This window comes from Rhodococcus sp. IEGM 1241, from assembly GCF_033142365.1.
Lineage (GTDB): Bacteria > Actinomycetota > Actinomycetes > Mycobacteriales > Mycobacteriaceae > Rhodococcus_F > Rhodococcus_F erythropolis.
Map to the genome: position 1 here is coordinate 640792 of NZ_JAWLSE010000002.1, position 25988 is coordinate 666779.

Annotated in this window: 24 protein-coding genes; 12 read left to right on the forward strand and 12 right to left on the reverse strand. The window is 62.9% G+C overall.

From position 1 onward, the window contains the following. Positions 1 to 27: 27 nt before the first annotated feature. The 3 genes from R4P70_RS12640 to R4P70_RS12650 all read right to left on the reverse strand — a co-directional run bounded on the left by R4P70_RS12640 (position 28) and on the right by R4P70_RS12650 (position 3129). The gene (locus R4P70_RS12640; protein WP_019749417.1) at positions 28 to 1209 is read right to left on the reverse strand and encodes an acyl-CoA dehydrogenase family protein; all 1182 of its coding nucleotides are present in this window, start codon (positions 1207 to 1209) and stop codon (positions 28 to 30) included. Between the two features lie 51 nt (positions 1210 to 1260). Beyond that, a complete protein-coding gene (locus tag R4P70_RS12645) occupies positions 1261 to 2457 on the reverse strand; it encodes a Rieske 2Fe-2S domain-containing protein (RefSeq protein ID WP_020906621.1) in 1197 nt (398 codons plus the stop codon). A gap of 126 nt (positions 2458 to 2583) precedes the next feature. Then, positions 2584 to 3129: a hypothetical protein gene (locus R4P70_RS12650; protein ID WP_020968793.1), complete on the reverse strand. Its 546-nt coding sequence runs from the start codon at positions 3127 to 3129 to the stop codon at positions 2584 to 2586. A gap of 222 nt (positions 3130 to 3351) precedes the next feature. Between R4P70_RS12650 and R4P70_RS12655 the strand changes: the two genes are divergently transcribed. Then, positions 3352 to 4926 (forward strand): AMP-binding protein, encoded by a 1575-nt coding sequence (locus R4P70_RS12655; RefSeq protein WP_317830953.1) that lies wholly within the window; start codon positions 3352 to 3354, stop codon positions 4924 to 4926. A gap of 24 nt (positions 4927 to 4950) precedes the next feature. Here the strand turns inward: R4P70_RS12655 and R4P70_RS12660 are convergent, their stop codons facing one another. Beyond that, a complete protein-coding gene (locus R4P70_RS12660) occupies positions 4951 to 5634 on the reverse strand; it encodes a response regulator (protein ID WP_021343236.1) in 684 nt (227 codons plus the stop codon). After that, positions 5631 to 7283, reverse strand: a complete 1653-nt coding sequence (locus tag R4P70_RS12665) for a sensor histidine kinase (protein WP_317830886.1) — start codon at positions 7281 to 7283, stop codon at positions 5631 to 5633. Before R4P70_RS12665 ends, R4P70_RS12660 begins: the two co-directional genes overlap by 4 nt. A gap of 212 nt (positions 7284 to 7495) precedes the next feature. Here R4P70_RS12665 and R4P70_RS12670 point away from each other — a divergent pair, with 212 nt between their 5' ends. Together R4P70_RS12670 and R4P70_RS12675 are read left to right on the forward strand one after the other, a co-directional pair. Next, positions 7496 to 8503: a Bug family tripartite tricarboxylate transporter substrate binding protein gene (locus R4P70_RS12670; protein ID WP_020968797.1), complete on the forward strand. Its 1008-nt coding sequence runs from the start codon at positions 7496 to 7498 to the stop codon at positions 8501 to 8503. A gap of 93 nt (positions 8504 to 8596) precedes the next feature. Beyond that, the gene (locus tag R4P70_RS12675) at positions 8597 to 9982 is read left to right on the forward strand and encodes a CitMHS family transporter (protein ID WP_003944372.1); all 1386 of its coding nucleotides are present in this window, start codon (positions 8597 to 8599) and stop codon (positions 9980 to 9982) included. A gap of 6 nt (positions 9983 to 9988) precedes the next feature. Here the strand turns inward: R4P70_RS12675 and R4P70_RS12680 are convergent, their stop codons facing one another. Beyond that, the gene (locus R4P70_RS12680; RefSeq protein WP_020906627.1) at positions 9989 to 11176 is read right to left on the reverse strand and encodes a nitric oxide synthase oxygenase; all 1188 of its coding nucleotides are present in this window, start codon (positions 11174 to 11176) and stop codon (positions 9989 to 9991) included. A 235-nt stretch (positions 11177 to 11411) separates the two neighbouring features. On the opposite strand from R4P70_RS12680, the gene R4P70_RS12685 reads away from it, so the two are divergent. Beyond that, the gene (locus R4P70_RS12685) at positions 11412 to 12572 is read left to right on the forward strand and encodes a globin domain-containing protein (RefSeq protein ID WP_283310100.1); all 1161 of its coding nucleotides are present in this window, start codon (positions 11412 to 11414) and stop codon (positions 12570 to 12572) included. Between the two features lie 3 nt (positions 12573 to 12575). Here the strand turns inward: R4P70_RS12685 and R4P70_RS12690 are convergent, their stop codons facing one another. Next, positions 12576 to 13322: an FAD-binding oxidoreductase gene (locus R4P70_RS12690; protein ID WP_003944435.1), complete on the reverse strand. Its 747-nt coding sequence runs from the start codon at positions 13320 to 13322 to the stop codon at positions 12576 to 12578. A gap of 16 nt (positions 13323 to 13338) precedes the next feature. After that, positions 13339 to 14535: an FAD-binding oxidoreductase gene (locus tag R4P70_RS12695; protein WP_044480052.1), complete on the reverse strand. Its 1197-nt coding sequence runs from the start codon at positions 14533 to 14535 to the stop codon at positions 13339 to 13341. Positions 14536 to 14717: 182 nt separating this feature from the next. On the opposite strand from R4P70_RS12695, the gene clpB reads away from it, so the two are divergent. The 5 genes from clpB (at position 14718) to pyrE (ending at position 20835) form a co-directional block, all read left to right on the forward strand. After that, on the forward strand, positions 14718 to 17270 hold the full coding sequence (gene clpB, locus R4P70_RS12700) for an ATP-dependent chaperone ClpB (RefSeq protein WP_020906630.1): 2553 nt from the start codon (positions 14718 to 14720) through the stop codon (positions 17268 to 17270). Positions 17271 to 17428: 158 nt separating this feature from the next. Further along, entirely contained in the window at positions 17429 to 18382 is a 954-nt protein-coding gene (locus tag R4P70_RS12705) for a hypothetical protein (protein ID WP_182261677.1), read from the forward strand. Positions 18383 to 18468: 86 nt separating this feature from the next. Continuing rightward, entirely contained in the window at positions 18469 to 19356 is an 888-nt protein-coding gene (locus R4P70_RS12710) for a hypothetical protein (RefSeq protein ID WP_020968800.1), read from the forward strand. A gap of 46 nt (positions 19357 to 19402) precedes the next feature. After that, positions 19403 to 20203, forward strand: a complete 801-nt coding sequence (locus R4P70_RS12715) for an SDR family NAD(P)-dependent oxidoreductase (RefSeq protein WP_029254745.1) — start codon at positions 19403 to 19405, stop codon at positions 20201 to 20203. 98 nt (positions 20204 to 20301) lie between these two features. Beyond that, positions 20302 to 20835: an orotate phosphoribosyltransferase gene (gene pyrE / locus R4P70_RS12720; RefSeq protein WP_019749433.1), complete on the forward strand. Its 534-nt coding sequence runs from the start codon at positions 20302 to 20304 to the stop codon at positions 20833 to 20835. A gap of 50 nt (positions 20836 to 20885) precedes the next feature. On the opposite strand, the gene R4P70_RS12725 is transcribed toward pyrE, so the two are convergent. Genes R4P70_RS12725 through R4P70_RS12735 form a run of 3 tightly spaced genes read right to left on the reverse strand, consistent with a single transcriptional unit; the run spans position 20886 to position 23206 of the window. Next, positions 20886 to 22142: an MFS transporter gene (locus tag R4P70_RS12725; RefSeq protein WP_020906634.1), complete on the reverse strand. Its 1257-nt coding sequence runs from the start codon at positions 22140 to 22142 to the stop codon at positions 20886 to 20888. Between the two features lie 23 nt (positions 22143 to 22165). Further along, entirely contained in the window at positions 22166 to 22609 is a 444-nt protein-coding gene (locus tag R4P70_RS12730; protein ID WP_020906635.1) for a MarR family winged helix-turn-helix transcriptional regulator, read from the reverse strand. Positions 22610 to 22642: 33 nt separating this feature from the next. Next, positions 22643 to 23206 carry a TetR/AcrR family transcriptional regulator gene (locus R4P70_RS12735; protein ID WP_019749436.1) on the reverse strand — a complete coding sequence of 188 codons (564 nt, stop codon included), beginning with the start codon at positions 23204 to 23206 and terminating at the stop codon, positions 22643 to 22645. Positions 23207 to 23269: 63 nt separating this feature from the next. Between R4P70_RS12735 and R4P70_RS12740 the strand changes: the two genes are divergently transcribed. Both R4P70_RS12740 and R4P70_RS12745 read left to right on the forward strand, forming a co-directional pair. Further along, positions 23270 to 23950 (forward strand): lysophospholipid acyltransferase family protein, encoded by a 681-nt coding sequence (locus R4P70_RS12740; protein ID WP_003944312.1) that lies wholly within the window; start codon positions 23270 to 23272, stop codon positions 23948 to 23950. A gap of 49 nt (positions 23951 to 23999) precedes the next feature. Further along, positions 24000 to 24713: a lysoplasmalogenase gene (locus tag R4P70_RS12745; protein WP_021343244.1), complete on the forward strand. Its 714-nt coding sequence runs from the start codon at positions 24000 to 24002 to the stop codon at positions 24711 to 24713. A 4-nt stretch (positions 24714 to 24717) separates the two neighbouring features. Here R4P70_RS12745 and R4P70_RS12750 read toward each other — a convergent pair whose 3' ends face one another. Then, a complete protein-coding gene (locus R4P70_RS12750; protein WP_020906637.1) occupies positions 24718 to 25161 on the reverse strand; it encodes a hypothetical protein in 444 nt (147 codons plus the stop codon). 34 nt (positions 25162 to 25195) lie between these two features. Here R4P70_RS12750 and R4P70_RS12755 point away from each other — a divergent pair, with 34 nt between their 5' ends. After that, the gene (locus R4P70_RS12755) at positions 25196 to 25978 is read left to right on the forward strand and encodes an SDR family oxidoreductase (protein WP_317830889.1); all 783 of its coding nucleotides are present in this window, start codon (positions 25196 to 25198) and stop codon (positions 25976 to 25978) included. Positions 25979 to 25988 lie beyond the last annotated feature (10 nt).

Consider the following 25988-nt stretch of genomic DNA (forward strand, 5'->3'; position numbering starts at 1 on the left):
CTGTCGATTTCTTGTGTCGAAGTCTGATCAGATCATCGCCCGCAGCGGACCCTGCGGATCTGCGCCGAGACGGCTCAGCGAGGCGGCGTGGAATACAGTGCCCGGCACGTGAATTGCGTGGTGCTGTCCCGCGTGGGCGTCGCGCCAGAATCGCTGAAGCGGCTTGTCCATCCGCAGTGCGTTGCCGCCGCAGCGCGGGTAGACCTGATCGATCGCGTTGATTGCGCGCCACGCTGCCTGCACCTGAGTCTGACGTCCCTCGGCGCGCTGCTCGAAGGTGACTTCCTTGCCGGCATCCACTCGATCCCACATGCGGTCGACGTTGGCCAGCAGAGTGTCGCGGGCTGCCCGGATGTCGGCAGTTGCCTGACCGATGGCGAACAAGGTGTACGGGTCGTCCTTGACCGCCGTGCCCTGTGCGTTGATGCGATCGGCCTGGTACTCGTTGGCGTGGAAGAGCATTCCCTCGCAGATGCCGATGGTGGCGGCGGTGATACCGAGGGGGAACATGTTCGACCACGGCATCAGGTACAGCGTCTCGGTGCGCCCGTACTTGCGCACCGCCGTTCCGTCGATGACCTCGTCGCAGTCCATGACGCGGTAATCGGGGACGTACGCATCCTTGACCACGAGGTCCTTGGAGCCGGTGCCGCGAAGTCCCATGACATCCCACGAGTCTTCGATGATTTCGTAGTCGGTGCGCGGAATGATCACATGGAGCATGCGCGGCGGCATCTCCATGTTGCCGTCCTTGTCGCACGCCATCGCACCGAGGAAAGCCCAGTCGCAATGGTCGGTGCCGGAAGAGAACTGCCAGCGGCCGGAGAACTTGTAGCCGCCGTCGGTGGGGATACACATTCCGCCGGGCATGTACGGCGATGCCATCCAGGTGTCGGGATCCGATCCCCAGATCTCCTGCTGCACCTTGGGATCGGCGAACGCGAGCTGCCACGGGTGAACTCCGACGATCCCGTGTACCCAGCCGGCCGAGGGATTGAGCGAAGCCATGCGCATCACGGTCTCGGCGAACTCGCGAGGATGCGCCTCCATTCCGCCGTGTTCCTTGGGTTGGAGCATGCGGATGGAACCGATTGCCTTCATCTTCTTGGCGGTGTCGTCGGCCACCCGGCCGATCCGCTCGGCCTCGATGCCTTCGGCGAAGATGTCGTCGGCCATCGCGTTGATCTGTTCGAGCACTTCGTACGTCATGTTGTTCCTTGCGTTCAGTCAGGTTGTCTCAGCAGTGTTTTCGACTGCGAATCAGGAGGTTGTCTCGAGCGCCTGGGCGTCACGTGCGGCAACGTTTTCGGCGACTTCCCGCTTCCAGCTCTCCACTGCGCGGGTAGTGTCGATCTCGAATTCGAAGCGCTTCGTCATGTCTTCCGTGACGTTCTCGACATCGGTGTAGAACTGGTTGTACCAGCGCCGCAACTGGTAAACCGGGCCGTCCTCCTCCGAGAGCAGCGGGTTGTCGATCGGGGCCTTGTTCTTCCAGATCTCCACGTCCTGAAGGAATCCCATCTCGACGCCCTCGGTGAACTGCGCGGCCATCGCGGCAGTGGACTCGTCGTCCATACCGGGAAGCTTCTTGACCATCGCGCCGTACTGCAACACGAAGGCATTGTTCGAGATGGGGTAGTGGCAGTTGATCAATACAGTTTCGATGATCTGCCCGTTGGCTTCGCTCTTGATCCAGTCGATCATGTACGACGGACCGAAATACGAAGCATCCGAACGAAGAACAGCGTTGGGATCGCCGTAGTTGGTGCCGCTGATGATGTCCTCGCGTCCCACCGATTCCATGTACTGGCTCGCTACGTGACCTTCGAAGATGTTCTTGAAGTACTTGGGGAACGAGTAGTGAACGTAGAAGAAGTGGGCCATGTCCACGACGTTGTCCACGATCTCGCGGCAATGAGAGCCTTCGATGGTGAGCGTGTTCCAGCTCCAGTCGCTCCACTCATCGCTTCCGAAGCCCTCGATGTCGGGAATTGTGACCTCGGCGGGCGGGGGATTCCCCTGGGGATCGTGCCAGACGAACAGCTGACCGTTCTTCTCGAGTGTGGTCCACGCCCGCGTCTTGGCCAGCGGCGGAACGCGTCGTGCGTAGGGGATCGCCGTACATTTTCCGTTACCGCCCCAACGCCAGTCGTGGAACGGGCAGGCGATCGAATCGCCCTTGACGGTTCCGTGAGCGAGGTTGCCACCCATGTGGCGGCAGTAGGCGTCGAGAATCTTGATGTCGCCCTTGCTGTCGGCGAAGACGACAAGGCTGGTGCCGAATGCCTCGATCTGGTGGGGCTGACCGTCGCGATAGGTATTGCTCAGTCCGAGGCAGTGCCATCCACGCGCGAACCGCGCCGGGGGCGCTGCCGCTTCGATTTCTCGAATTTCCTCGCCGGCGCCCGACTGCGTCGAGGCGTCCGTAGTGGTGAGTGGGCCGGTTCCGAGTGCCATGTCTTCCTCCGAGCCGCGTCTTGCGACGCTCCAGTGATGTGATCCGTCTCATACAACGACGAAGCGTCCTCTGGAGATACGGCAGTTCCCGCTGGATGGAACACCCGCTCGGTGACCTGCAGAGATTCAGCTCGCGAGTGTCGCCACATCGTCGATCGCGTAAGTCGCCCAGGCCCGAGCGGTGACGACCCCGGTGGGATCGGTGGCGACCAGAGCTACGTCGGCGACGCTCTCGTGGTCCTTCTCGTACGTAGCGAGCACCGTCACGGAGCAGTTCAGATCTGCCCCCGCGGAAGTTGCGGTGCAACGTCCGCGGAACCGTCGTAGCGACGCCGAACCGTAACGACGAGCGGCGAAATCGGCAAGGGCAGCAACGGAATCGGTTCCGGTGCCCGCTGTCGGGGCTTCCCGGACGAAGACCTCGGCAACCAGATGCCCGGTCTGGTCGTGGTATTCGGTGATTCGCTCGAGAGTCGAGCCCAGCGGCCTCACGGATCCGGTGAGCAGTGCGCCCGGATCAGGGCGCCCGAAGAACACGACGTCCTGTTCGACGACGGACCCGTCGGGTGCCGAGCGCACGGTGCCGTACAGCGAGTCGAAATCCGAGAGGAGCGTGGTGGACGTGCGGGGAGCAGATGCCGTGAAGTGGGCGGTACCGAGGTTGGTAGTCATGACACTCTCCGTTGGACGCGACCGAGACGCTGTCGTCTCGGTGGGTACATCGACGCTAACCACCGCTCTCGCGGGTGACGACGGGCTTCCCGCTGATCGGGAGCATTCTCGGATTCGATCGAAGAGGTGGAACCTGTTCCAGTTTTGTGCAATTCTGGATATCGTATCCGTGACCGGGAGCACATCTCGATGACTGCACGCGCCGAGCAGAAGGAAGACCAGATGACAGACGAGTTCGCTGACCTGCACCGACCGGTATACGGTCCGGACCTGCTCATCACCGCTCTGGAACGCAATCACGACAAGCCTGCGCTGTACCTCGGAGACGTGATCCTCACCGGAGGGCAGATGCGCGATCAGATCAGCTGCTTCGCCCAGGCTCTCGCGTCGCTGGGAATCACTCAGGGCACCAGCACCGCGATGCTGTCGAAGAACCGCCCCGAGGTGCTGATCAGCATGGGCGCGACCATGATCACCGGCTGCCGGGCGAGTGCCTTGAACCCGATGGGATCGCTCGACGACCACAAGTACATCGTCGACGACGCCGAGATCGAGACCCTCATCTTCGATCCCAACGCCTTCGAAGAGCGTGCCGCCGAGTTGAAGGCGTCGTCGCCTTCGCTGACCAACGTGCTCTCGATGGGCCCGTCCGAAGTGGGGATCGACATCCTTGCTCTGGCCGCGACATTCGAGCCTGCGCCGCTGAAGGCAGCGCACGTCGATGCCGAAGACGCCAGCAGCATGGTCTACACCGGTGGAACGACCGGCAAGCCCAAAGGTGTTGTGGGATCGTTCCGTTCGGGTGCAGCGCTCAATCAGATCCAGATGTCGGAGTGGCAGTGGCCCGAGGACAACCGCTTTCTCATCTGCACGCCACTCTCACATGCAGGCGCGGCGTTCTTCATCCCGACTTTGCTGCGCGGGGGCGCTCTGATCGTCCTGCCCGCCTTCGAACCGGGGGCCGTGCTCGAGGCGATCGAGAAGCACAAGATCACGGCAACCATGTTGGTGCCCACCATGATCTACATGCTCATGGACCACCCCGATCTGCCCAAGCGTGACGTATCGAGTTTGCAGACGCTGTTCTACGGAGCGTCCGCGATGTCCCCGGCCAGATTGCAAGAGGGCATCAAGAAGTTCGGGCAGATCTTCTTCCAGTTCTACGGTCAGACCGAGTGCGGCATGACAATCTCGGTGCTGCGCAAGGAAGAACACGTCGCCGACGATCCGGCCCGCCTCGCTACCTGTGGGCGGCCGGTGCCATGGCTCGACGTCCGGTTGCTCGACGACGACCTCAACGAGGTGCCGCAAGGAGAGCTCGGTGAGATCTGCGTGCGCGGCCCGCTGATCATGAAGGGCTACTGGAAGAAGCCGGCCGAAACCGCCGAGGCGTTCCGTGGGGGTTGGCTGCACACCGGCGACATCGCACGTAAGGACAAGGACGGGTTCATGTCCATCGTCGATCGCAAGAAGGACATGATCGTGACCGGTGGTTTCAACGTGTTCCCGCGCGAGATCGAAGACGTGATCTCGGCGCACCCGTCCGTCGCATCGGTGGCGGTAGTCGGTGTACCGGACGACAAGTGGGGCGAAGCCGTCAAGGCCTGCGTGGTGCTTCGTGCCGGACTGACCGTGGACACCGAGGAACTGGTCGACAAGGTGAGGGCAGCCAAGGGTTCGGTTCACGCTCCCAAGAGCATCGACTTCGTGGATTCACTCCCGTTGACACCGCTGGGCAAGCTGGACAAGAAGGCACTGCGCGCGCGGTACTGGGAGACCAGCGCCCGCGCAGTCTAGGAACCAGCGTCGTGTAGCGAAGGGTCAGCGTTTCCAGACGTAACGACGCTCCGGGCGGCCCACCACTCCGTATTTCAGCGAGGTGGTGGACCGCCCGGACTCGTAGAGGTACTCGAGGTAACGCCTCGCGCTCGCGCGCGAGATACCGACCCTCTCGGAAATGTCTGTTGCCGAGGCGGGTTCGGTGTCGTCTCGCAGAGCTGTCTCGACCAACTGAAGGGTCTCGGGACTGAGTCCCTTGGGCAAACCTTTGTGGGACGACGCCCCTGGCGCGCCACCTGCAACACCGAAGGCCTCGTCCACTGCTGTCTGTTCTGCTTCGCCGGAGCTGTCGAGATTCGCGTATGTCGATCGGTAACGCTCGAGACGCTCACGGAGAACCTCGAACGTGAATGGCTTCATCAGGTAATGCACGACGCCGCTGCGCAGCGCCTTCTTGACCGAGCCGGCCTCACGCTCACTCGTGATGACAAGAACATCCAGCTCCGGTGCCAGCTCGCGAAACGGGGCGATCAGATCGAGTCCGGTGGTGCCAGGCAGGTGGACGTCGAGAAGCACCAGGTCGGGTTGGAACTCACCGACTGCGGCCAGCGCGGCCTCGGCCGAATGGGCAACGCCACACACTTCGAAACCGTCTATCCGCGAGACGAATCCGCTGTGCACCTTCGCCACCATGAAGTCGTCGTCGACCACCAGTACCCGGATCATGCGCCCTCTCCGTCGTGTAGGACTGCGGTGAAGACAGTCCATTCGATGCCCTCTGTCGAACGACTGCTCACGGTGACGTCGCCACCGCGTCGACGACACGTCAGGCGTACCAGTGCCAAGCCGAAACCGTGTCCGTCGCTCGATTGTCCCTTGGTGCTCCAGCCCTGGCCGAAAACCCTGTCGCGATTCTCCGGCGCGATACCGGGGCCGGCGTCCTCGACCCGCACTTCGACGGCGGTGCCACGGCCCCGAATCGACAATCGAACCTTGCGGCGCGACGCTTCCGGCATCTCACCGACAGCGTCGACGGCATTGTCGACGAGGTTTCCGACCACCGTCACGAGGTCTCGGCCGAGTCGGCGATCAACCGAGTCCAGGTGCGTGTCCGAGGTCAGTTCCACGGTGACCAATCCCTGTGCAGCGGCACCTATCTTGGCGATCACGAGTGCGGCAGTGCCGACGTCGGCGATCTTGTCGGTCACGGCCGCACTGACCTGTGCGCGCTCCATGGTCAGGCCCTCGACGTAGCCGACCACCTCGTCGTACTCGCCGAGCTGGATGAGGCCGGAAATGGTGTGCAACTGATTGTCGAACTCGTGGATGTGGGCGCGTAGCGCGTCCGTGCTGGTTTTGGTCACGTCGAGTTCTTCTTCCACGGAGCGCAATTCGGTGCGGTCGCGGAAGGTGGTGACCGACCCGATGGTGCGGCCTTTCGATTCGATCAAGACGGTGTTGAGGACGAGTAGTCGATCTCCGACAAGAACCAACTGATCGGATTCGGTTGTGCCGGAGGTCAGTACACTCTGGAGTCGGTCGTCGAGACCGAGGTCCCGCACAGATCTACCGGCACTCCCGCGTGGGATGTCGAGGAGTTGGTGGGCGCTGTCGCTCATCAGCACCACCTTTCCCTGCGCATCGAATGCGATGACACCTTCCTTGAGGCCACGCAGCATCGCCTCACGTTGGCGAACCAGGTCCAGGATCTCGCGGGCCTCCATGCCGAGGGTCTGCCGTTTGACCCTGCGGGCCAACAGGATCGAACCGACGCCCCCGAGAAGCGAGGCCACCGCGAGGTATACCAGGAGGTTCGGTGCAGACTGCAGCAGTCGCGTCCAGATCGAGGGGTACTCGATGCCTACGATCGCGGTTCCGGTGATCCCTCCTTCGCTGCCGAGAATCGGAACGTGCGCTTCCACTGCCTTGCCGGAGGACGTGTCGACCAAACCCGTCCATGACCGATCCTGTGTCTGACGTGCGTCGACGCCGACATCACCGGGACGCGTCGAAATGACGACACTGCCGTCGGCGTCGGCAAGCGAGACGTAGGTGACGCCCGAGATGGCGCGCACCGAGTCGACCGAACCTTGTAGTCCGGAGCGGAGACGAGTCTGCGCCTGGGGGAATAGTTCACGTACCGCTGGATTGGCCGCGAGTGATTCCGCTGCCGAGAGTGCGCGACGTCCCTCCTCGCGTTGGAAACTCGCAGACGACTGAGCGAGGGAGAGGGCGGTGACACACACGAGAACTGCGACGACGATCAGAAGTTGCAGTTCGAGAAGTTGGGTCGCCAGAGTGTGCCGGCGCCGAAACAGGCGCTCACGCAGAGGCGACTTGCGCTCTCGCTCGGCCTGCTCGTTTCCTGAGGACATCAGCCAGACCCTAGCCTTCGGTTCGATGCCGGGAAAGCAGTTGTTCGTGAGCACAATGAGCACAAATCAATTTGCTTTCCCAATGGTGACCCCAGTCACAAAGTGCGTCAGTATGAAAACTGTTCACACAGCGGTACCAGCAGACAGCCAGCAGACAGCCAGCAGACAGCCAGCAGACAGCCAGCAGACAGCCAGCAGACAAGGACAAGGCCATGAGGACATCGAAGCGACTGAGCAGGCATATCGCCCTGCTCGGTGCTTGCGCGATGGCTCTTGTGCTCTCGACCGGATGCACTCCGGTCGAGTCCTTCTTCGCCGGTGGTCGAGCGGGTGAGACTTCCGAAGAACTGCGTGTACTGGTGCCCTCGGTGGCCGGTGGTGGTTACGACCTGACCGCCCGGACCATGGTGCAGGCACTGGCCGACGAAGGGACCGTCGACGCCGACGTCGTTGTTCTGCCCGGATCGGGTGGCATCGTCGGACTCAACCGGTTGGCTCTCGAACGCGGAAATCCCGATCTACTCATGGTCATGGGACTCGGCGTTCTCGGTTCGCTCGAGATACTGCCGTCCGAGCACACCCTTTCCGACGTGACACCGATCGCGAGACTGGTCGAAGAACCGGAAGCTGTACTGGTGCCAGCAGATTCGCCGTACAAAACTCTGGCAGATCTGACGCAGGCCTGGGTGGCGGATCCGTCGTCGATCTCGATCGGTGGTGGTTCGAGTGAAGGCGGACCGGACGGGCTGTTCCGCCTTCTGTTCGCACGGGCGGTCGGCGTCGATCCGTCGCTGTCCCCTTACCGAATCTACGACGGCGGCGGAGAACTGCTTCCGGCGCTGCTGACCAGGCAGGTCGACGTCGCCGCCACCGGTATCGGTGAGTACCTGGATCAGATTGCGGCAGGCACGGTTCGGGTCCTTGCGGTCAGTTCGCCGGAGCGCACTCCGGCGGTGGATGCACCGACCATGGCGGAGTCGGGCGTCGACGTCACGTTCACCAACTGGCGGGGTCTCATGGCGCCCCCCGGATTGAGTGACGACCAGCGTCAGCATTTACAGAATTTAGTGCGGGATCTGGCGGCAAGTCCACGGTGGAACGAGCTGTCCGACCGAAATGGTTGGAACAGCGCAGTTCTCACCGAACCCGAGTTCTCTGCCTTCCTCGCCGAACAATCCCGGTTCGTCGACGCGACACTCGATCCGCCCGGCACCTACTGAGCACAACCGAAGTTTCGTTTCACCTCCACGAAGGCCACCGGCTCGATTTGCCGTGCCGTTTTTCTCGGCAACTCAGCACAAAAGGAGTTCATCATGCTCGTCACACTCGGCTTCCTCATGGTTGCGGTGTTCATGTTCCTGATCCTCACCAAACGCGCGACCCCGGTGGTGGGACTGACCCTGGTGCCGGTGGCCTTCGGACTACTCGCCGGAGCGGGCCTCGGCATCGGCGACATGATCACCGACGGCATCAAGTCGCTCGCACCCACCGCGGCGCTGTTGTTCTTCGCGATCATCTTCTTCGGAATCATGATCGACGTCGGCCTCTTCGATCCGCTGGTCAAACTCATCTTGCGGATGGTGCGAGACGATCCGATGCGGCTCGTGGTCGGCACCGCGGTGCTCGCGATGGTGGTTTCGCTGGACGGCGACGGTTCGACGACCTTCATCATCGTGACCTCCGCGCTGCTGCCGCTCTACCTCAAACTCGGTGTCAGTCCCGTTGTACTGACGGTGATCGCCGGCTTGTCCAACGCGACGATGAACATCATTCCGTGGGGTGGCCCGACCGTGCGGGCGGCTAGCGCGCTGGGACTCTCGCCCTCCGACGTGTTCGTCCCGATGGTGCCGTCGTTGATCGTCGGCCTGATCATGGTGCTCGGATTCGCGATTCACCTCGGGATCATGGAGCGTCGCAGGATCGGGACTTTGGTCCTGACTTCTGAGCGCATCCTCGAAAAGGTCGGAAACGGTGGAAGTTCCAGCACCGGTAGCGCCGGCACCGGCGGCTCGAACGACTCCGAAGACGACGGCGGCGACACCGGACGATTCATCGACGGCCTCGACCCCAAGCGGGACACCTTGCGACCGAAGCTGCTCTGGTTCAACGCCGCGCTGACGACGATCCTTCTCGTCGTGCTCGTGATGGACATCCTGCCCATCCCGGTGCTGTTCATGATTGCGTCGTCGATCGCTCTCGCGGTCAACTTCCCGGCGGTCAAGGATCAGGGCGAAGCAATCGCACGCCATTCGTCGAGCATCGTCTCCGTTGTCGCGATGGTCCTGGCAGCAGCGGTGCTGACCGGCGTTTTCCAGGGAACCGGCATGGTCGAGGCGATGGCAGAGTGGCTGCTCCAGGTCATTCCCGACGCGATGGGCCCGCATCTGGCCGTCATCACGGGCGTCCTGAGCATTCCGCTCACGTTCTTCATGACCAACGACGCGTTCTACTTCGGTGTGCTCCCGGTGCTGTCCGAGACGGCAGCCCAGTACGGCATCGAGCCGGTGGAGATGGCGCGCGCCTCGATCACCGGGCAGGCCGTGCACATGCAGAGTCCGCTGGTCCCGGCGATCCTGCTGCTGGTCACGCTCGCCGGTGTGTCCCTGGCGGATCACCACAAGAAGGTCCTGTGGCGAGCAGGCCTGATCTCGATCACGATGCTCGTAGTCGGTGTCGGATTGGGGCAGATCCCCTTCTGAGTGCGATCAGTTGTGGAAGGGGCACCGGCCTTGGTCGGTGCCCTTCTTCTTTTTTGTCACGAAGTTGGGCCGGATGTCGAGATCGGGCTCGTCGTACAGGCGGTGGAACGTCGGCGTGAGCGAGCTGGACATGGGCGGGTTCACCCATGACCAGTCGGTCGGGCACTTGCGCCCGGCCTTGTCCTCACGCGCGATGTGATCGATGAATTGCTTTGCGACAGTGTGATGGTCGACCATGATGACGCCGGCCTTGCGGTAGCTGTGGATAACTGCACGGTTCAGTTCGACCAGTGCACGGTCCTTCCAGAGCGTGCGGTCGTGGCTCATGTCGAGCTCCATCATCGCCCCGATGGTCGGCAACATGTTGTAGCGATCGGTGTCGCTGAAGTTGCGTGCACCGACCTCGGTGCTGACGTACCAACCGCTGAACGGTGTGCAGGGATAAACGATTCCGCCGATGTCGAGGTTCATGTCCGAGACCGCGGGAACGGCATGCCATTTAAGCCCCAGATCAGCGAACCAGCTGTATTCGGGATGCTCGATCTCGACCTCGAGAACGAGGTCGGTCGGGACGTCGAAGTACTGCAGGGGTTCGTCGGGAACCGAAATCAGCACGGGGAGAACGTCGAACGCCGTGCCGGCGCCCTTCCATCCCATCGCGGTGACCTGAGCGGTGAGATCGACGTGCCACGGGTCGCCCAGGATGGTGCCGTCCGGTTGACGGTAGCCGGCGTAGCGGATCAGTTGCGGGCTGAGGATGCGGTACTCCTGGCCGTCCTCGCGGGGAAGCGGCCCGACCGTCACGACGGACTGCAGAGCGCCGCCGTTGGTCGACAGTCGCAGGTGCTCCCAGCACGCTTCTGCGAGAGCGGAAGCCGTGACGGCGTCGCGCGCGTCGATGAGTTTGAGGGTCCGCCAATGCGCGCGACCGACGCACCTGGCGTGGTTTCGCCAGGCGAGTTTGGCGCCGACGAGCAATTCCTCCGCTGTGTGCGTGTAGGTACCGGTCCGGTGGAGCTCACGCAAGGCCTCGCGCCGCCGAGACGTCGGAAGGTGGCCCAGTTCCGGAGAGTCGAAAAATTCGACGCACTCGAGTTCCCGACGTTGAAGCTCGGTCAGCGTCGGGGTGGTGGAGGCGATCTGGGACGTAAGCCCGCTATCGGTGGGCAATTCGTCCTGTCGAACAAAATCCACGGCACGACTCCTGTTTGGCTGGTTGAGATTTCGCTGAACGTTAGCTCGGCGATTGAGAGTGTCGAAGCTCTTGTTTATCTTGCACGCAAGAATAAGAAAGGGACGGTCACACCGCGAAATGGGGTCGCATTGTGACACTTGTCCAGAATGATTTACGAGTCAGACATTTGTGACATAAGCTGCAGACGAAATTCCGCGGCGGGTCTTGCCGCGTCTAGTCGGGACGAGGATGAGCGTGGATTCGCAAGCAATCTCTCTGGTCCGGTCGAGCTTCAAATCCGTCGCTGCGGTAGAAGATGGTCCGGAACGGCTCGCCCGTACCTTCTATTCGATCCTGTTCGCTCGATCGCCCGAAACGAGGGAGTTCTTTCCGGCGGCGATGGATGTGCAGCGGGACCGGCTTGTCGGCGCTATCGCTCACGTCGTCGAACGCCTCGACGAGTCCGACGCGATACTCGAGTACCTCGCGCAGCTCGGCCGCGATCACCGCAAGTACGGCGTCACCGACGAGCATTACACGGCAGTCGGCAATGCCCTGATCGAAGCACTCGAGACTTTCGGTGGCGCCGAAATGTGGACAGACGAGGTCGACAGCGCATGGCGCAACGCGCTCGCGATCATCTCGGCAGCGATGATGGACGCCGCCAACGCGGAGGACGGCCCGCCCGCCTGGAGTGCCACCGTCATCGAATGCCGCCCGGTCATCAAGGGCGTCGCCGTCGTCAGGCTGCAACTCGACCAGACTATGCAATACCGCGCCGGTCAGTACGTCAGCGTGCAGGTCGCCGCGAGGCCGCGGATGTGGCGCTACCTCTCACCGGCCACGCCGTACGACGGGACTGGAGTCCTCGAGTTCCACGTTCGTCAGGTCACCGGCGGGTGGGTCAGCCCGGTCATGGTGAACCAAACCGCTGTCGGTGACACCTGGGTGGTCGGTTCGCCCATCGGCGCCCTGGGGATTCCGGAGAACTCCAAGGACCTTTTGATGATTGCGTCGGGAACAGGTGTCGCGCCTCTTCGCGCTCAGATCCTCGAACTGATCCGACGCGGCAACACTCGCAAGGTCCAACTGTTCTACTCCGGACAGCATCCGTGCGATCTCTACGACCTTCCTCATCTGTGGAAGCTGGCCGAGAAGCACCCGTGGCTCACGATCATCCCGGTCTCGGAAGAAGACGAGAATCCGTGGTGGCACAACGAACCGGAACCGCTGCCGCCGATCGGCATGGCAAGGCGCATCGTCGGCAAGGTCGGTAAGGTCGTGACCTCGTTCGGGGACTGGGCGGGCTACGACATCCAGGTCGTCGGCAGTGAATCCATGGTCAACAGCACCAAATTCAGGCTTCGCGCGGTGGGCATCGACGTCGACACCGTTCGCAATGATCCGACGTACTGACCGTCAGTACGGATCGAACTGAATGACCTCGGCCGGCGTTCCGGCCTCGATCAATCGATCACGCGTCGATCGAACCATGGCCGCTGATCCGCACACCAAGACCTGATGTTCGGTGAACGCACCGTACGACGCGACGACGTCGGCGAGCGTGCCTTCGATGAGATGGTCGTCGCCGAATCCGATGTCGACGTTCAAACGGTCGAACCATCCGTCGGGCGGGCCGCCGTCGGAGAGATCTTCGACGACGGGAATGGGCTGCAACCACGGAAACTGATCGGCGAGTAGCCACAACATGTCCGCCGCATAGAGATCGCGAAGCGTTCGGCCACCGAAGAAGAGGTACACCTGCGGCGGGTTCGGGGTCTGAGCCAGATCGAGAATGATCGACCGGAGTGGGGCCAAGCCGGTTCCGCCCGCGACCATGATGACGGTGGGGCCGTTCTCGTCGACGGACAGGTTGCCGCGCGGGTCGAGGATCTGCCAGACGTCACCAGGCTGGGTGTCCTTGACTATCGAACCGCTGACCCAACCGCCGGGAACCGTCTTGACGTGAAACTCCAACTTCCCGTCGTGTGAGGGAGGCAGGGCGGGGGAGAGTCGGCGGAGCAACCGCGAATTCTGCGGGACGCTGACATCGACGTACTGGCCGGGGCGGAAGGGGACGACATCGCCGACCAAGCGGACAACCGCCAGATCCTCACGGAGACGGTGATGTTCGACGACTGTGCTCGACCAGGTTCGCTGGGCCATGAAAGTTCTCCTGTAGTCAGTAGAGCGGGTCGTGCCGGATCTGGTCGAGTGGAGTTCCGCCGGCCCGCAAGGCGTAGACGGTGGTCTTGATCATCGACGGTGACCCCGAGATCTGCACCTGACGGTCGGCCCACGAGCCGAACTGCGAGACCACTTTTCCGATCGGTCCGATCAGTCGGCTGTGCATTCCGAAGGGTGGCTCCAGCACCGGTCCGTTGTGCCACCAAGGGTTTTCGGGTTCTTCGGAAACCGGTACGACGGTCAACCACGGATTACTGAGCGAGATGTGCCAGAGCGTTTCGAGGTCGTAGAGGTCGCACGGATACCGGCCGCCGACGAACAGGTGCACGCGCGGATTGTGCGCGCGTTGGGACATTTCCATCACCTGTGCCCGCAGTGGGGCGATGCCGGTGCCGGATCCGATCATGAGAACGTCACGGTCGCTGGTGAAATCGACCTCGAGACCGCCGAGGGGAGTGGACATGACCCAGCGGTCACCGACGTTGGTCTCGCTGACGATCGCGGGGCTGACCCATCCTCCCGACACCTTGCGGATGTGGAACTCGAGCTGACCGAAAGGGTTGGTCGGAATCGCCGGTGAGTAGTACCGCCACATTTTCGGACGCTGCGGAATCTGAACGCCGACGTACTGTCCCGCCCCGTACGGAATGGGTGGGTCGGCTTCGAGGCGCACTATCGCCAGATCGTCGAGGACTCGTTCGTGGCTGACCACGGTTGCGCCCCAGAGTGCCGGGGTCGTATCGGACTCGGCGCCGTCGGCCATCGTGCTCACGACGAGGTCGGTGAACTGAGACCAGGCGTCCTCCAGTTCCTGCGTCCACTTGTAGCGACTGTGCGCGCTGGTTCCGTACATCGACCGAACTGCGCGCTCGAGTGCAACACCGGCAGCCTCGTAGTGCTCACGCTCGACGCCGTAGCGGCGATGATCGCGGCCGAGTTGGGTGAGGAACTTCCGGATCCGACGATGCTGGGGAAGGTTCTTGACGACGAACTCGATCGCTCTGAAGAAACGGTGCCCCTGCGATTCCATCCCGGCCGGGAACAATGAGCGGTACAGAGGATGTTCCGCAAAGAGGCCGGTGTAGAACACAGCCGAGAAGTGCGCACGGCTCTCTTCGTCGTCGGTCAGAGAATCGAGGCTGGATTGCAGACGGGCGATCACTGTCGGATCCAATCCATCCCCCTTTCGCACCAGCTGCAACTCTCGCCACAATTCTAGTACGGCTCAAAATGTGACCTACGAAACCAACTCGGCCTGGCGAAAACAAACTTGAGCGGAATAGACTCAAGTTTGTCCGCGTTGAGCATATTGACACAGTCGCAATACCAACCGGTCGCGGCTCTTCCCGTTCGACTTCGCCAGAAAGGTGACAAGTGGACTCGTTCACACCAACAACCAAGACCCAGGCTGCGATGACGGCTGCACTGCAGTCGGCGTCGTCGGCGGGTAATCCCGATATCCGGCCTGCCCATCTGCTGGTCGCATTGCTCGACCAGACCGACGGCATCGCTGCCCCACTACTCAAAGCTGTAGGCGTCGACCCCACGGTCGTACACCGTGAAGCACAGGCAATCGTCGATCGCCTGCCCAAGACAACCGGCGCAAGCTCCACCCCGCAACTCGGGCGTGAGGCACTCGCGGCACTCACTGCTGCTCAGCACCTCGCCACCGAGATGGACGACGAATACGTCTCCACCGAGCACGTCCTCTACGGACTGGCCGGCGGCGACTCCGACGTCGCGCAGTTGCTCGTACGTCATGGCGCTACCCAGGACGCATTGCGGGAAGCCTTCACCACCGTCCGCGGCAGCGCTCGCGTCACCAGCCCGGAGCCCGAAGGCACCTACCAAGCGCTGGAAAAGTACTCCACCGACCTCACCGAAGCTGCACGTAGCGGCAAGCTCGACCCGGTGATCGGTCGCGACACCGAGATTCGCCGTGTCGTGCAGGTGCTCTCGCGTCGTACCAAGAACAACCCGGTACTCATCGGTGAGCCCGGCGTCGGCAAGACCGCGATCGTGGAGGGCCTTGCCCAACGCATCGTCGCGGGTGACGTCCCGGAATCGCTTCGAGGCAAGACCGTCGTGTCCCTGGACCTCGGGTCCATGGTCGCCGGTGCCAAGTTCCGCGGTGAATTCGAGGAACGCCTCAAGGCAGTTCTCGACGACATCAAGAACAGTGCCGGACAGGTCATCACCTTCATCGACGAGTTGCACACCATCGTCGGCGCCGGCGCCACCGGTGAATCCGCGATGGACGCAGGCAACATGATCAAGCCGATGCTCGCCCGCGGTGAGCTGCGGCTGGTCGGTGCCACCACGCTCGAGGAGTACCGCAAGTACATCGAGAAGGACGCAGCACTCGAGCGTCGTTTCCAGCAGGTGCTCGTCGGTGAGCCCTCGGTCGAGGACACCATCGGCATCCTGCGCGGTCTCAAGGAGCGCTACGAGGTTCACCACGGCGTACGCATCACCGACTCCGCGTTGGTGGCTGCTGCCGCGCTGTCGGACCGGTACATCACCTCGCGGTTCCTGCCGGACAAGGCCATCGACCTCGTGGACGAAGCCGCATCGCGACTTCGTATGGAGATCGACTCGCGACCCGTCGAGATCGACGAGGTGGAACGCACTGTTCGCCGACTCGAAATCGAAGAAGTGGCACTCGAGAAGGAAACCGACGACGCGTCCAAGGCTCGGCTCGAGAAGCTGCGTCAGGAACTCGCCGACGATCGCGAAAAGCTCAATCAGCTCAGCACCCGCTGGCAGAACGAAAAGCAGGCCATCGACTCGGTGCGCGTGCTGAAGGAACAGCTCGAAACCCTGCGAGGAGAGTCCGAACGCGCTGAGCGTGACGGCGATCTGGGCAAGGCAGCCGAGTTGCGCTACGGCCGCATCCCGGCGCTGGAGAAGGAACTGGAAGAGGCAGCAGTCGCTTCCGGAGCCGCCTCCGACGGTGACGTGATGCTCAAGGAAGAGGTCGGGCCGGACGACGTCGCAGACGTGGTCGCAGCCTGGACCGGCATTCCGGCCGGCCGGATGATGGAAGGCGAGACCGAGAAACTGCTCCGCATGGAGTCCGAACTCGGCAAGCGCGTCGTCGGCCAGACCGACGCCGTCGTCGCCGTCTCGGATGCGGTTCGCCGCGCCCGAGCAGGTGTCGCCGACCCCAATCGGCCCACCGGTTCCTTCCTGTTCCTCGGCCCGACCGGCGTCGGTAAGACGGAGCTCGCCAAAGCCTTGGCGGACTTCCTCTTCGACGACGAGCGCGCGATGATCCGCATCGACATGAGCGAATACGGTGAGAAGCACTCGGTGGCCCGACTCGTCGGTGCCCCTCCGGGATACGTCGGCTACGAAGCCGGCGGCCAGCTCACCGAAGCAGTTCGGCGACGCCCGTACTCGGTGGTCCTCTTCGACGAGGTCGAGAAGGCACACCCCGACGTGTTCGACGTCCTGCTTGCAGTGCTCGACGAAGGCCGTCTCACCGACGGTCAAGGCCGCACGGTGGACTTCCGCAACACCATCCTGATCCTGACCTCCAACCTGGGATCCGGTGGCACGCGGGAGCAGGTCATGGACGCGGTACGCCACGCGTTCAAGCCCGAGTTCATCAACCGTCTCGACGACGTGGTCGTCTTCGACTCGCTCTCCGAAGAGCAGTTGGAGCACATCGTGGACATCCAGCTCGAGCAGCTGCAGAAGCGTCTGGCTGCGCGTCGTCTCACCCTCGAGGTGAACGGTGCGGCTCGGATGTGGCTCGCGGTGCGCGGCTACGACCCGCTGTACGGCGCTCGGCCATTGCGTCGACTCGTTCAGCAGTCGATCGGCGACCAGCTCGCCAAGCTGCTCCTGGCCGGCAAGGTCCAGGACGGCGACACCGTGCACGTCGGTGTCAGTGAGGACGCGGATCAGTTGGTTCTGTCCTGATTCGGTAAGTGGAATGCCCCGTCGATCCAAGTGGATCGGCGGGGCATTCGCATTTTGTTCTACCCTGGATGGCTGGATGCTCGAACTGGGGATGTCTGCACCCGCGCCTCTCCGAACGACTTCGACGCTCTTTCGTCCCAACCGAAGGTGAGCCAGGCATGACCGATCAGAACGATCCGCGTAACTCGGGTGGGCCGCGCCGTGAGGATCCCGAGGCCACCGAGGTGTGGGGGCGTACGCCCGACCAGCCGACAGAGCAGTACGGGACGGTGTCCGGCCAGAATCCGAACCAGCCGACGGAGTACTTCGGTCAGCAGCCGGGGGCACAGCAGTATCCCTACGGTGGCCCGGATCAGAACACGGAGTACTTGGGGCAGCAGGGGCAGCAGCCGAATCCCACTCAGGCGTTCCCTGCCTACAACCCGCAGTTCGATCCGCAGGCGCCGCCGCCCGGAGCGACGCAGGCCTATCCGCCGTACACGGCCCAGCAGTACGGGACCACGGATCAGTACGGAAGTACGCAGCAGTACGGAAATACACAGCAGTATCCGGTTGCCGGTGGTGGCGGTGGTGTCCCGCCGGAACAGCCGTTCATCGAAGACGGGTCGTCGGGAGGCGGCAAGAAGCGCAAGCTCGCGACATGGGTGGCCGCCGGCGTGGTCGGGATCCTGGTCGCCGTGATCGCGATCATCGCGTTCTCGGCGTTCGGTTCGAACGACAAGGGCACCCAGACCGCTTTCGTTCCCCCGACAACCACGACGCAGGCGCCGACCACCACACCGCCGAAGGCGAGCACCACGGCACCGACTCCGACGACGGATTCCCCGCTCAGCCAGCTCCCGGGCGGGCTCGGCGAAGTCATCGGCGACGCCGGGGGAGCCGTCGGCACCGTCAAGTCGAACGACGGCGGCACGTTGGTCATCGATTCGATCGGTGGATCGCAGGTGACGGTTCTGACCACAGCCGACACCACCCTCATCGCGCTCAACCGCGCCACGATCGCCGATCTGCAACCAGGAGACAACATCGTCGTCGACGGAACTCCGGTGGAGAACGGCACGATGACCGCCAACACGATTCTGAGTACGTCGTTGCCGAAGTTCGGCAACTGAGTCGTTCACGACACATCAGGCGAGTCCACCAGGGTGTCGCGGGAGGTTGAGGCCGCGAGTCGCTACCCTGGAGGGTGATGACTGGAATGTGGTTCGGACTGGCAGCAATTGCACTCGCAGGCGCGGGTGCGCTCCTGTACGTCGACAGGACGAGGCGAGATCAATCCGGGCGAGTGCGTCAGATCTGGGCCAAGGCGCAGGGATACACGTACACGGCCACTGACGATCAGCTCGCAGGCGAATGGCATCGCGCGGTCATGGCGAAGCAGGACTACCTCACTGCCACCGACGTCGTCCGCGGCCGTCGTCGCGGAGAGCAGTTCGTGCTGTTCGACCTGGAAGAGACCGCAACCATCGTCGCCGTTCGCCGCGAGATCGGGTCGGACGTCGACATCGATCTTCGGTTGAAATCGACGGCTCCGCCCAAGGACGGCGACCTGAACCTGCTGGGTGCGATCGGTTCACGAGTCGTCTTCGCGACCGATCTCGAGATCGCACGTCGTGTCTGTGATCAGCGCATGGTGGCGTTCACCGAATCGGTTCCGCCGTCGATCAGCATGCTGTGGAGCGAAGGGCAGTGGACGCTCGGTTCGCTTCCGGTGACCAGTAACGGCCGGGATTGGGACGCTGCAATCGAGTCGGTTGCGCGCCTGTCCGGCATTCTGCATGTCCTGCCTCCCGTCACCGATCCCAACGAACTCGAGGTCGATCACGATCCGAGCCGCCCGCGGCCGGGCGCCGAGAAGTCTCGCCCAACTCCGGATCCGGTAGAACAGCCCCGTTCGCGTCAAGAGCAGCCGCCCCGTGAAGCTCCGCCGCGTGAATTTGCCCCGCGTGAGTCCGCACCGCGTGAGCCTGCACCGCGGGAATCTGCGCCACGTCCGGATCAATCGCTGCGCAAGCCCGAGGCGGCTGACAAGCCGGCTCAGCGTCCGGCGTCCCAGCGCTCGGGCACAATTCGCCCGGTCGACTGACCTTTAAGGTTCCCGTCCAGCCGCGATAACCACTAGCGTGGCCGGTATGTCGACTTCCCACTCGGATCGCCCTGTGCGTCCCGTTGCCCTGGTGACCGGACCTACCTCTGGTCTCGGCGCCGGTTTCGCCAAGAAATACGCCTCCCTCGGATACGACCTGGTTCTCGTCGCACGTGACGAGGTCAGATTGCACGACCTCGCGTCCGAGTTGAAGACGATGTTCGGCACCGAGTCGGAGATTCTGGTTGCCGATCTCGCATCGGAGGCTGGACGCGACACCGTCGCGCTTCGTCTGGAGAAGGGCGTCGAGGTGTTGGTGAACAACGCCGGATTCGGTACCTCCGGTGAGTTCTGGACTGCAGATCCGGCGCTTCTTCAGTCTCAACTCGACGTCAACGTCACCGCCGTGATGCGGCTGACCCGTGCGGCGCTGCCCAGCATGATCGCGTCGGCGCACGGAACGATTGTCAATGTGGCGAGCGTCGCGGGCCTGCTCTCCGGGCGGGGTTCGACGTATTCGGCAAGCAAGGCCTATGTCATTTCGTTCACCGAAGGGCTTTCCGGCGGGTTGGCCGGGACGGGAGTGCGCGTTCAGGCGCTGTGCCCGGGCTTCATCCGCACCGAGTTCCACGAGCGTGCTGGCATCGAGATGTCCACGATCCCCAAGCCGATGTGGTTGAGCGTCGACCAGGTGGTTGCGGCGTCGATGAAGGATCTCGGTGACGACAAGGTCATCAGCATTCCGGGAATTCAGTACAAGGTCCTCACGACGGCTGGGCGTCTGGTTCCCAAGGGGCTGGTTCGCCGGTTGACCAACATCGTTGGACGAGGCCGCGGGCGAACGTAGCCCAGAGGCAGCAGTCGCACGTAGCCCAGAGGCAGTAGCCGCACGTAGCCCAGAGGCAGAAGCCGAACATAAGCCAGTGGTCGGTAGGCTGAGCACTCATGAGCGATCGTGAGGATTTGGCTGCGCTGGTGCGCGAATTGGCTGTTGTACACGGAAAGGTGACGTTGTCTTCGGGCAAGGAAGCCGACTACTACGTCGACCTTCGCCGCGCGACACTTCATCACAAGGCGGCGCCGCTGATCGGCTCGCTGCTGCGTGAACTGGTCGCGGACTGGGATTTCGACGCCGTCGGAGGTTTGACGATGGGCGCCGATCCGGTTGCGATGGCGGTGATGCACGCTCCCGGACGCCCGATCGACGCGTTTGTCGTTCGCAAGGCTGCGAAGGCTCATGGGATGCAGCGTCAGATCGAGGGCCCGGACATCGTGGGCAAGCGTGTCCTGGTTGTCGAGGACACGACCACGACGGGCAATTCTCCGTTGACAGCAGTGAAGGCTCTGCGCGAGGCAGGGGCCACAGTGGTCGGAGTCGCTACCGTCGTCGATCGCGCGACGGGTGCGGACGCGATTATCGGCGCCGAGGGCGTCGAGTACCGATCGCTGCTGGGCCTGGAAGATCTGAACCTGAGCTGATGCCCCGTGAGTGGTTAAGGAGTCCCTGCACTCCTCAACCACTCACAGGGTCAGTCGCCGACGGTGACGGCGAGTGCTTCGTCGACGCTGTGCGGCGCGGGATCGTGGTCGTCGACGTGAGCGAGGACCTTGCGTCCGCTCGACAGGACGAACACGGCGGCGAGGGTGAGCACCGCGCCGACCCAGAACGGCATGTGGACGTTGGACTCGCCGAGCTTGCCGGCTACCCACGGAGCTGCGGCGCCGCCGACGAATCGAACGAAGCTGTAGGCAGCCGAGGCGGTCGACCGTTCCACGGGCGCCGAGATCATGACGGTTTCGGTGATGAGTGTGTTGTTCACACCGAGGAACAACCCGGCGAGGACGACACCCACGATCAAGACGATCTTGTTCTCGGTGAAGAGCGCCATCATGCCGAGGTCGAGTGCGAACAGTGTCAGCGCCAGCATCATCATCGGTAGTGTGCCGAAGCGTCGTTGCAGGCGAGGAGCGAGGAAAACCGACGAGATCGCCAGCATCAGGCCCCATCCGAAGAAGATGAATCCGATCGGGTACGCCCCCATGTCGAGGGGGAACGGTGTGTACGCGAGCAGCGTGAAGAATCCGTAGTTGTAGAGCAGCGCGGTGATGGCAACGGTGAGTAGCCCGCGGTGTCGCAGCGCCTGGAACGGTGCAGCGATGGACGTGTGGTGTTCGGGCTTGGGTGCGCTCGGAAGCATCACGACGATGAGAATGAAAGCAACCGCCATCAGGGCTGCGACGCCGAAGAACGGTGCGCGCCAGCTGATGTCACCGAGAACGCCGCCGACCAGCGGTCCAACCGCGATACCGATGCCCAGTGCAGCCTCGTACAGGATGATCGCCCGTGCGACGCCGCCGCTGGCCGCGCCGACGATGGCCGCCAGTGCCGTTGCGATGAAGAGTGCATTGCCCAGTCCCCAGCCGGCACGGAATCCGACGATCTGGCCGATGGTGCTGGAAGCGCCTGCCAGAGAGGCGAACACGATGATGATGGCAAGGCCTACAAGAAGTGTTTTCTTGGCGCCGATGCGGCTGGACACCACACCGGTGATGAGCATGGCCACGCCGGTGACGAGCATGTAGCTGGTGAACAGGAGCGAAACCTGCGACGGTGTGGCGTCGAGTTGTTCGCCGATCGGCTTGAGGATCGGATCGACCAATCCGATGCCCATGAAGGCGATGACGCTGGCAAAGGCTACCGCCCACACCGCTTTCGGTTGTTTCAGGAGGCTCGGCGGAGCCTCGTTCTGGTGCGTTGATGTCGCGGTCGTGTTGCTCACGGCCACCTCCTTTTTCAGTGGTTGGTATTTCAGCTGGGGTCGGAAGTCTTGATGATGGACCGCAATTCGGCCAATCCGTCGGCCAGTTTCTTGATCTGCTCGGGCCCGAGTTCGACGAAGTGGGGGACTAGAGCGTCGGCGATCTCGTTTCGGCCGTCGTTCAGGATCTTTCGACCCTTCTCGGTCATGGCGACGCGCACTGCGCGGGCGTCCTCCGGGTCGGCGCGGCGTTCGACGTAACCGTTCTCGCCGAGTTTGCGCAGTAGGGCAGTGGCAGAGGGCTGCGAGCTTCTGTCGAGTCGAGCGAAATCGCTGATCCGCATTTCGCCGTATTCCTCGAGGAGTGAGAGCGCGCGCAGCCAGGCGCGTGGGTACTGATCGGACGCGAAAGAACCTGCCAGCTTCGCGAAGCGGTGCGTGTTGCTCACGAGGTCGACGAGTAGTTCGTGCAGTTGCTGCTCTTCATCTGTCACGAAAAATATTATTGCATAGGGTAACTATGTAAATCAACGAGTCCGTAAAAGGTGGTCCGTCACACTTGTGGTGACCAGTGCCGCGATGTCGAGGCCGGGTGCAACGAGCGCGAGGCTTCGATTTGCCGCCAGCACTGCGATGCCGTGGGTTCCGGTCCAGATGTTCACCGCAGAAGTGGTGGGATCGGACGCGTCGGCCTCTTCGGTCAAGGCTTGCAGGGCGGCGAAGAGCGGGAGTGACGACTCTCGGAGGTTGCTGCCGGCGGCTTCGAGGAGGTCGTGGCGAAATATCAACTCGAACATCGCCGGCCGCTCCTGGGCGAATGACACGTATTCGATTGCTGCCGAGATCAATCGGCTACGAGCGGGTTGTTTGCCGACAAGTGCCGGTTGGAGTCTTTCGGTGAGATCGCGCAGGCCGTGTGAGGCAATTGCGGCAAGCAGGCTGTTGTGGGTCGGAAAGTATCTCCGCGGGGCGCCGTGCGACACGCCCGCCCGACGCGCGATCTCCCGTAGCGTCAGTTCTGTGGCGCCGTCGGCATCGAGAATCTCGACGCCGGTGGCGACGAGTGTTTCGCGAAGGCTGCTGACAGTCATGGAAGACAGTGTCTATTATTCTGGACGTAGACACTGTCTACTAGACGGAAAAGGTGATGCCCTGTGCTCTATTGGCTGTTCAAATACGTTCTGATCGGCCCGGTCCTCTGGCTGTTCGGGCGGCCGACGATCGAGGGGCAGCACCACATCCCCAAGAAAGGGCCGGTGATTCTCGCCGGAAACCATCGGGCAGTCGTCGACTCGTTCTTCCTGGTCCTCATGGTGCGCCGGCGCATCACCTTCGTCGCGAAGAGTGAATATTTCACGGGGACCGGTGTGAAGGGCGCGATGCAGCGCTGGTTCTTCGGTGGGGCGGGTCAGGTGCCGATCGACCGTAGTGGCGCCGATGCCTCCCGTGCGGCATTGGACACGGCCATCGGAATTCTCGACAAAGGCGGCGTCTGGGGGATCTATCCCGAGGGAACGCGATCGCCCGACGGATGCCTGTACAAGGGAAAGACCGGAGCGATTCGTGTCGCCTTGGAAACCGGGGCGCCGGTCATTCCCGTCGTCGTGCACGGCGGCGACGCAGTCAACCCGCCGGGTACGCGGATGTGGCGCTTCAGCAAGGTCCGGATCACGGTAGGGGAGCCGATCGACTTCTCTCGGTACCGCGAACTTCGTGGCTACCAGGCCGTCGTGCGCGCGGCGACGGACGAATTGATGGCGGTGCTCTGTGACCAGTCGGGGCAGGAATACGTCGATGTCTACGGCGCGGACGTCAAATCCGGCGATGCTGCCTGAGTGACCCAGTACGGTCGCTGTTGGACGTGTAACCAACAGGAGGATTGTGATGGCGGGCAAGTGGGGCATCGAGCACGCAGTTTTTGCGGCGGCGACGGCAGCGACGGTGGTCGGGGCAGTGGTCGGTAACGAGCGGGTTCAGCAGATCGCGAAGCCGCTGATTGCACCTGCCTTGGCGGCCCGAGTGCTGCGCAAGCGCTCGGAGACGGAAACAGCCGATACCGCACTGCTTCTCGCCGGCCTCGCCGCTGCGACCGTCGGCGACGTGTTCATGATCGACCCGGACAACGATGCTCGTCTGATCAAGGGCGCGTCGTCGTTCGCGGTGATGCAGGCCAGTTACTCGGCTCTTCTCCTGCGCCGCGGGGCACGGCCGACCCGTGCTGCCCTCAAACCCCGCATCAGCGGTTGGTCGACGGCGTCCGGTCTGCTCCGTGCCAAGGCACCGAGCGTGTCGACGCCGCTCACCGGATACGGATTGATGTTGGGAACCACCTCGACGTTGTCGGCGGACCCCGCTCTGGCACCGCAGTCCAAGGCCGTGCTCGACGTTGTCGTCCCGAACAAGGATCGACGCTCCTGGCTCGGATTGGGCGGAGTGCTCTTCACCGCGTCCGACGGGCTGATCGTGGTGCGTCGACTGTTCATTCGAGGGACCGCCGGCCGCGCCGCTGCCGAGGGTGTGATCCTGGCGTCGTACGCGGGAGCGCAACTGATGCTGGTGGAGGGCATGTTGGCGCTGGGACGCAAGAAGAGCGTCTAGTTTTTCACGGGCACAGCATGATTCGGTCTCGGTTCTTCGGGTCCACCATGACGGTGACCGTGGATCCGGGAGTGATCTTGTCTTTGAACTCGGGTCGGATCTCGTACTCGATCCGGCCCGAGTACGAATCGGAACCTGGAACCGTGAGGCGGAGTGCGAGCTTGGCCAACTCGCCGTCGACGGTTCGGCGCAGGGGTGTGACCTTGTCGATTCGTGCCCACCCTTCGAGGCCGTGCTTTTCGAGCTTGCGCTCGGCGCGGGTCGGTCGATTGGCCCAGGCCATTCCGAATCCGAGTACCGAGCCGAAAGCGGCGAGTAGCCCGCCGATCTGATAGGGCAGAGTGCCAGGTGGGGTGTGCTCGACCAGCCATCCGAGCCACACCGCGAGCACGATCAGATATCCCACCGCGATGAAACACACGGTGTGTACGACGCGACGGTGATTCATCAGATTTCCTCCACATCCAGGATAGCCTGACCGGATGAGCGAACCGAACATCTTCATCACCGGTGCTGCGGCTGGAATCGGGCGGGAGACGTCGCTGTTGTTCGCGCGCAACGGATACCGCGTCGGCGCGTTCGACATCGACGACGCCGGCCTTGCCTCCTTGAAGGCCGAGATCGACGGTTTCGGGGGGAGCGTCGTGACGGGTGTCCTGGACGTCACCGATCCGGTGGGATGGGCGCAGTGTCTGGCCGATTTTGCCGGGGAGTCCGGGCGTCTGGACATCCTGATCAACAATGCGGGCGTGCTCTCCTCGGGACGGTTCGAGGATATTTCTCTTGCGGCGCATCGCCGAATGGTCGACATCAACATCACCGGCACCCTCAACGGCACGCACACGGCTTTCCCGTACCTCCGCGATACCGTCGGCGCTCAGGTGGTCAATCTGTGCTCCGCTTCGGCGATCTACGGCCAGCCCGAACTGGCGACGTACGGTGCAACCAAGTTCGCGATCCGCGGCCTGACCGAGGCGCTCGATCTGGAATGGGCACAGCACGACATCCGTGTTCTCGCGCTCTGGCCGTTGTTCGTCCAGACCGCGATGGTCACTGGAATGGACACCGGAGCCACCAGATCGTTGGGTATCAAGCTGACTGCCACCGATGTCGCGAAGGAGCTGTGGGCGGCCACACGCGGCGCCGGACGCGTACACAAGGTTCACTACCCGGTCGGAACGCAGGCGAAGCTCTTTCTCAGTGCGTCGCGGTTCTCGCCCGCGTGGCTCTCACGGCTGATGAACAAGCGCGTCACCAGCACTTAGTCGACCACAC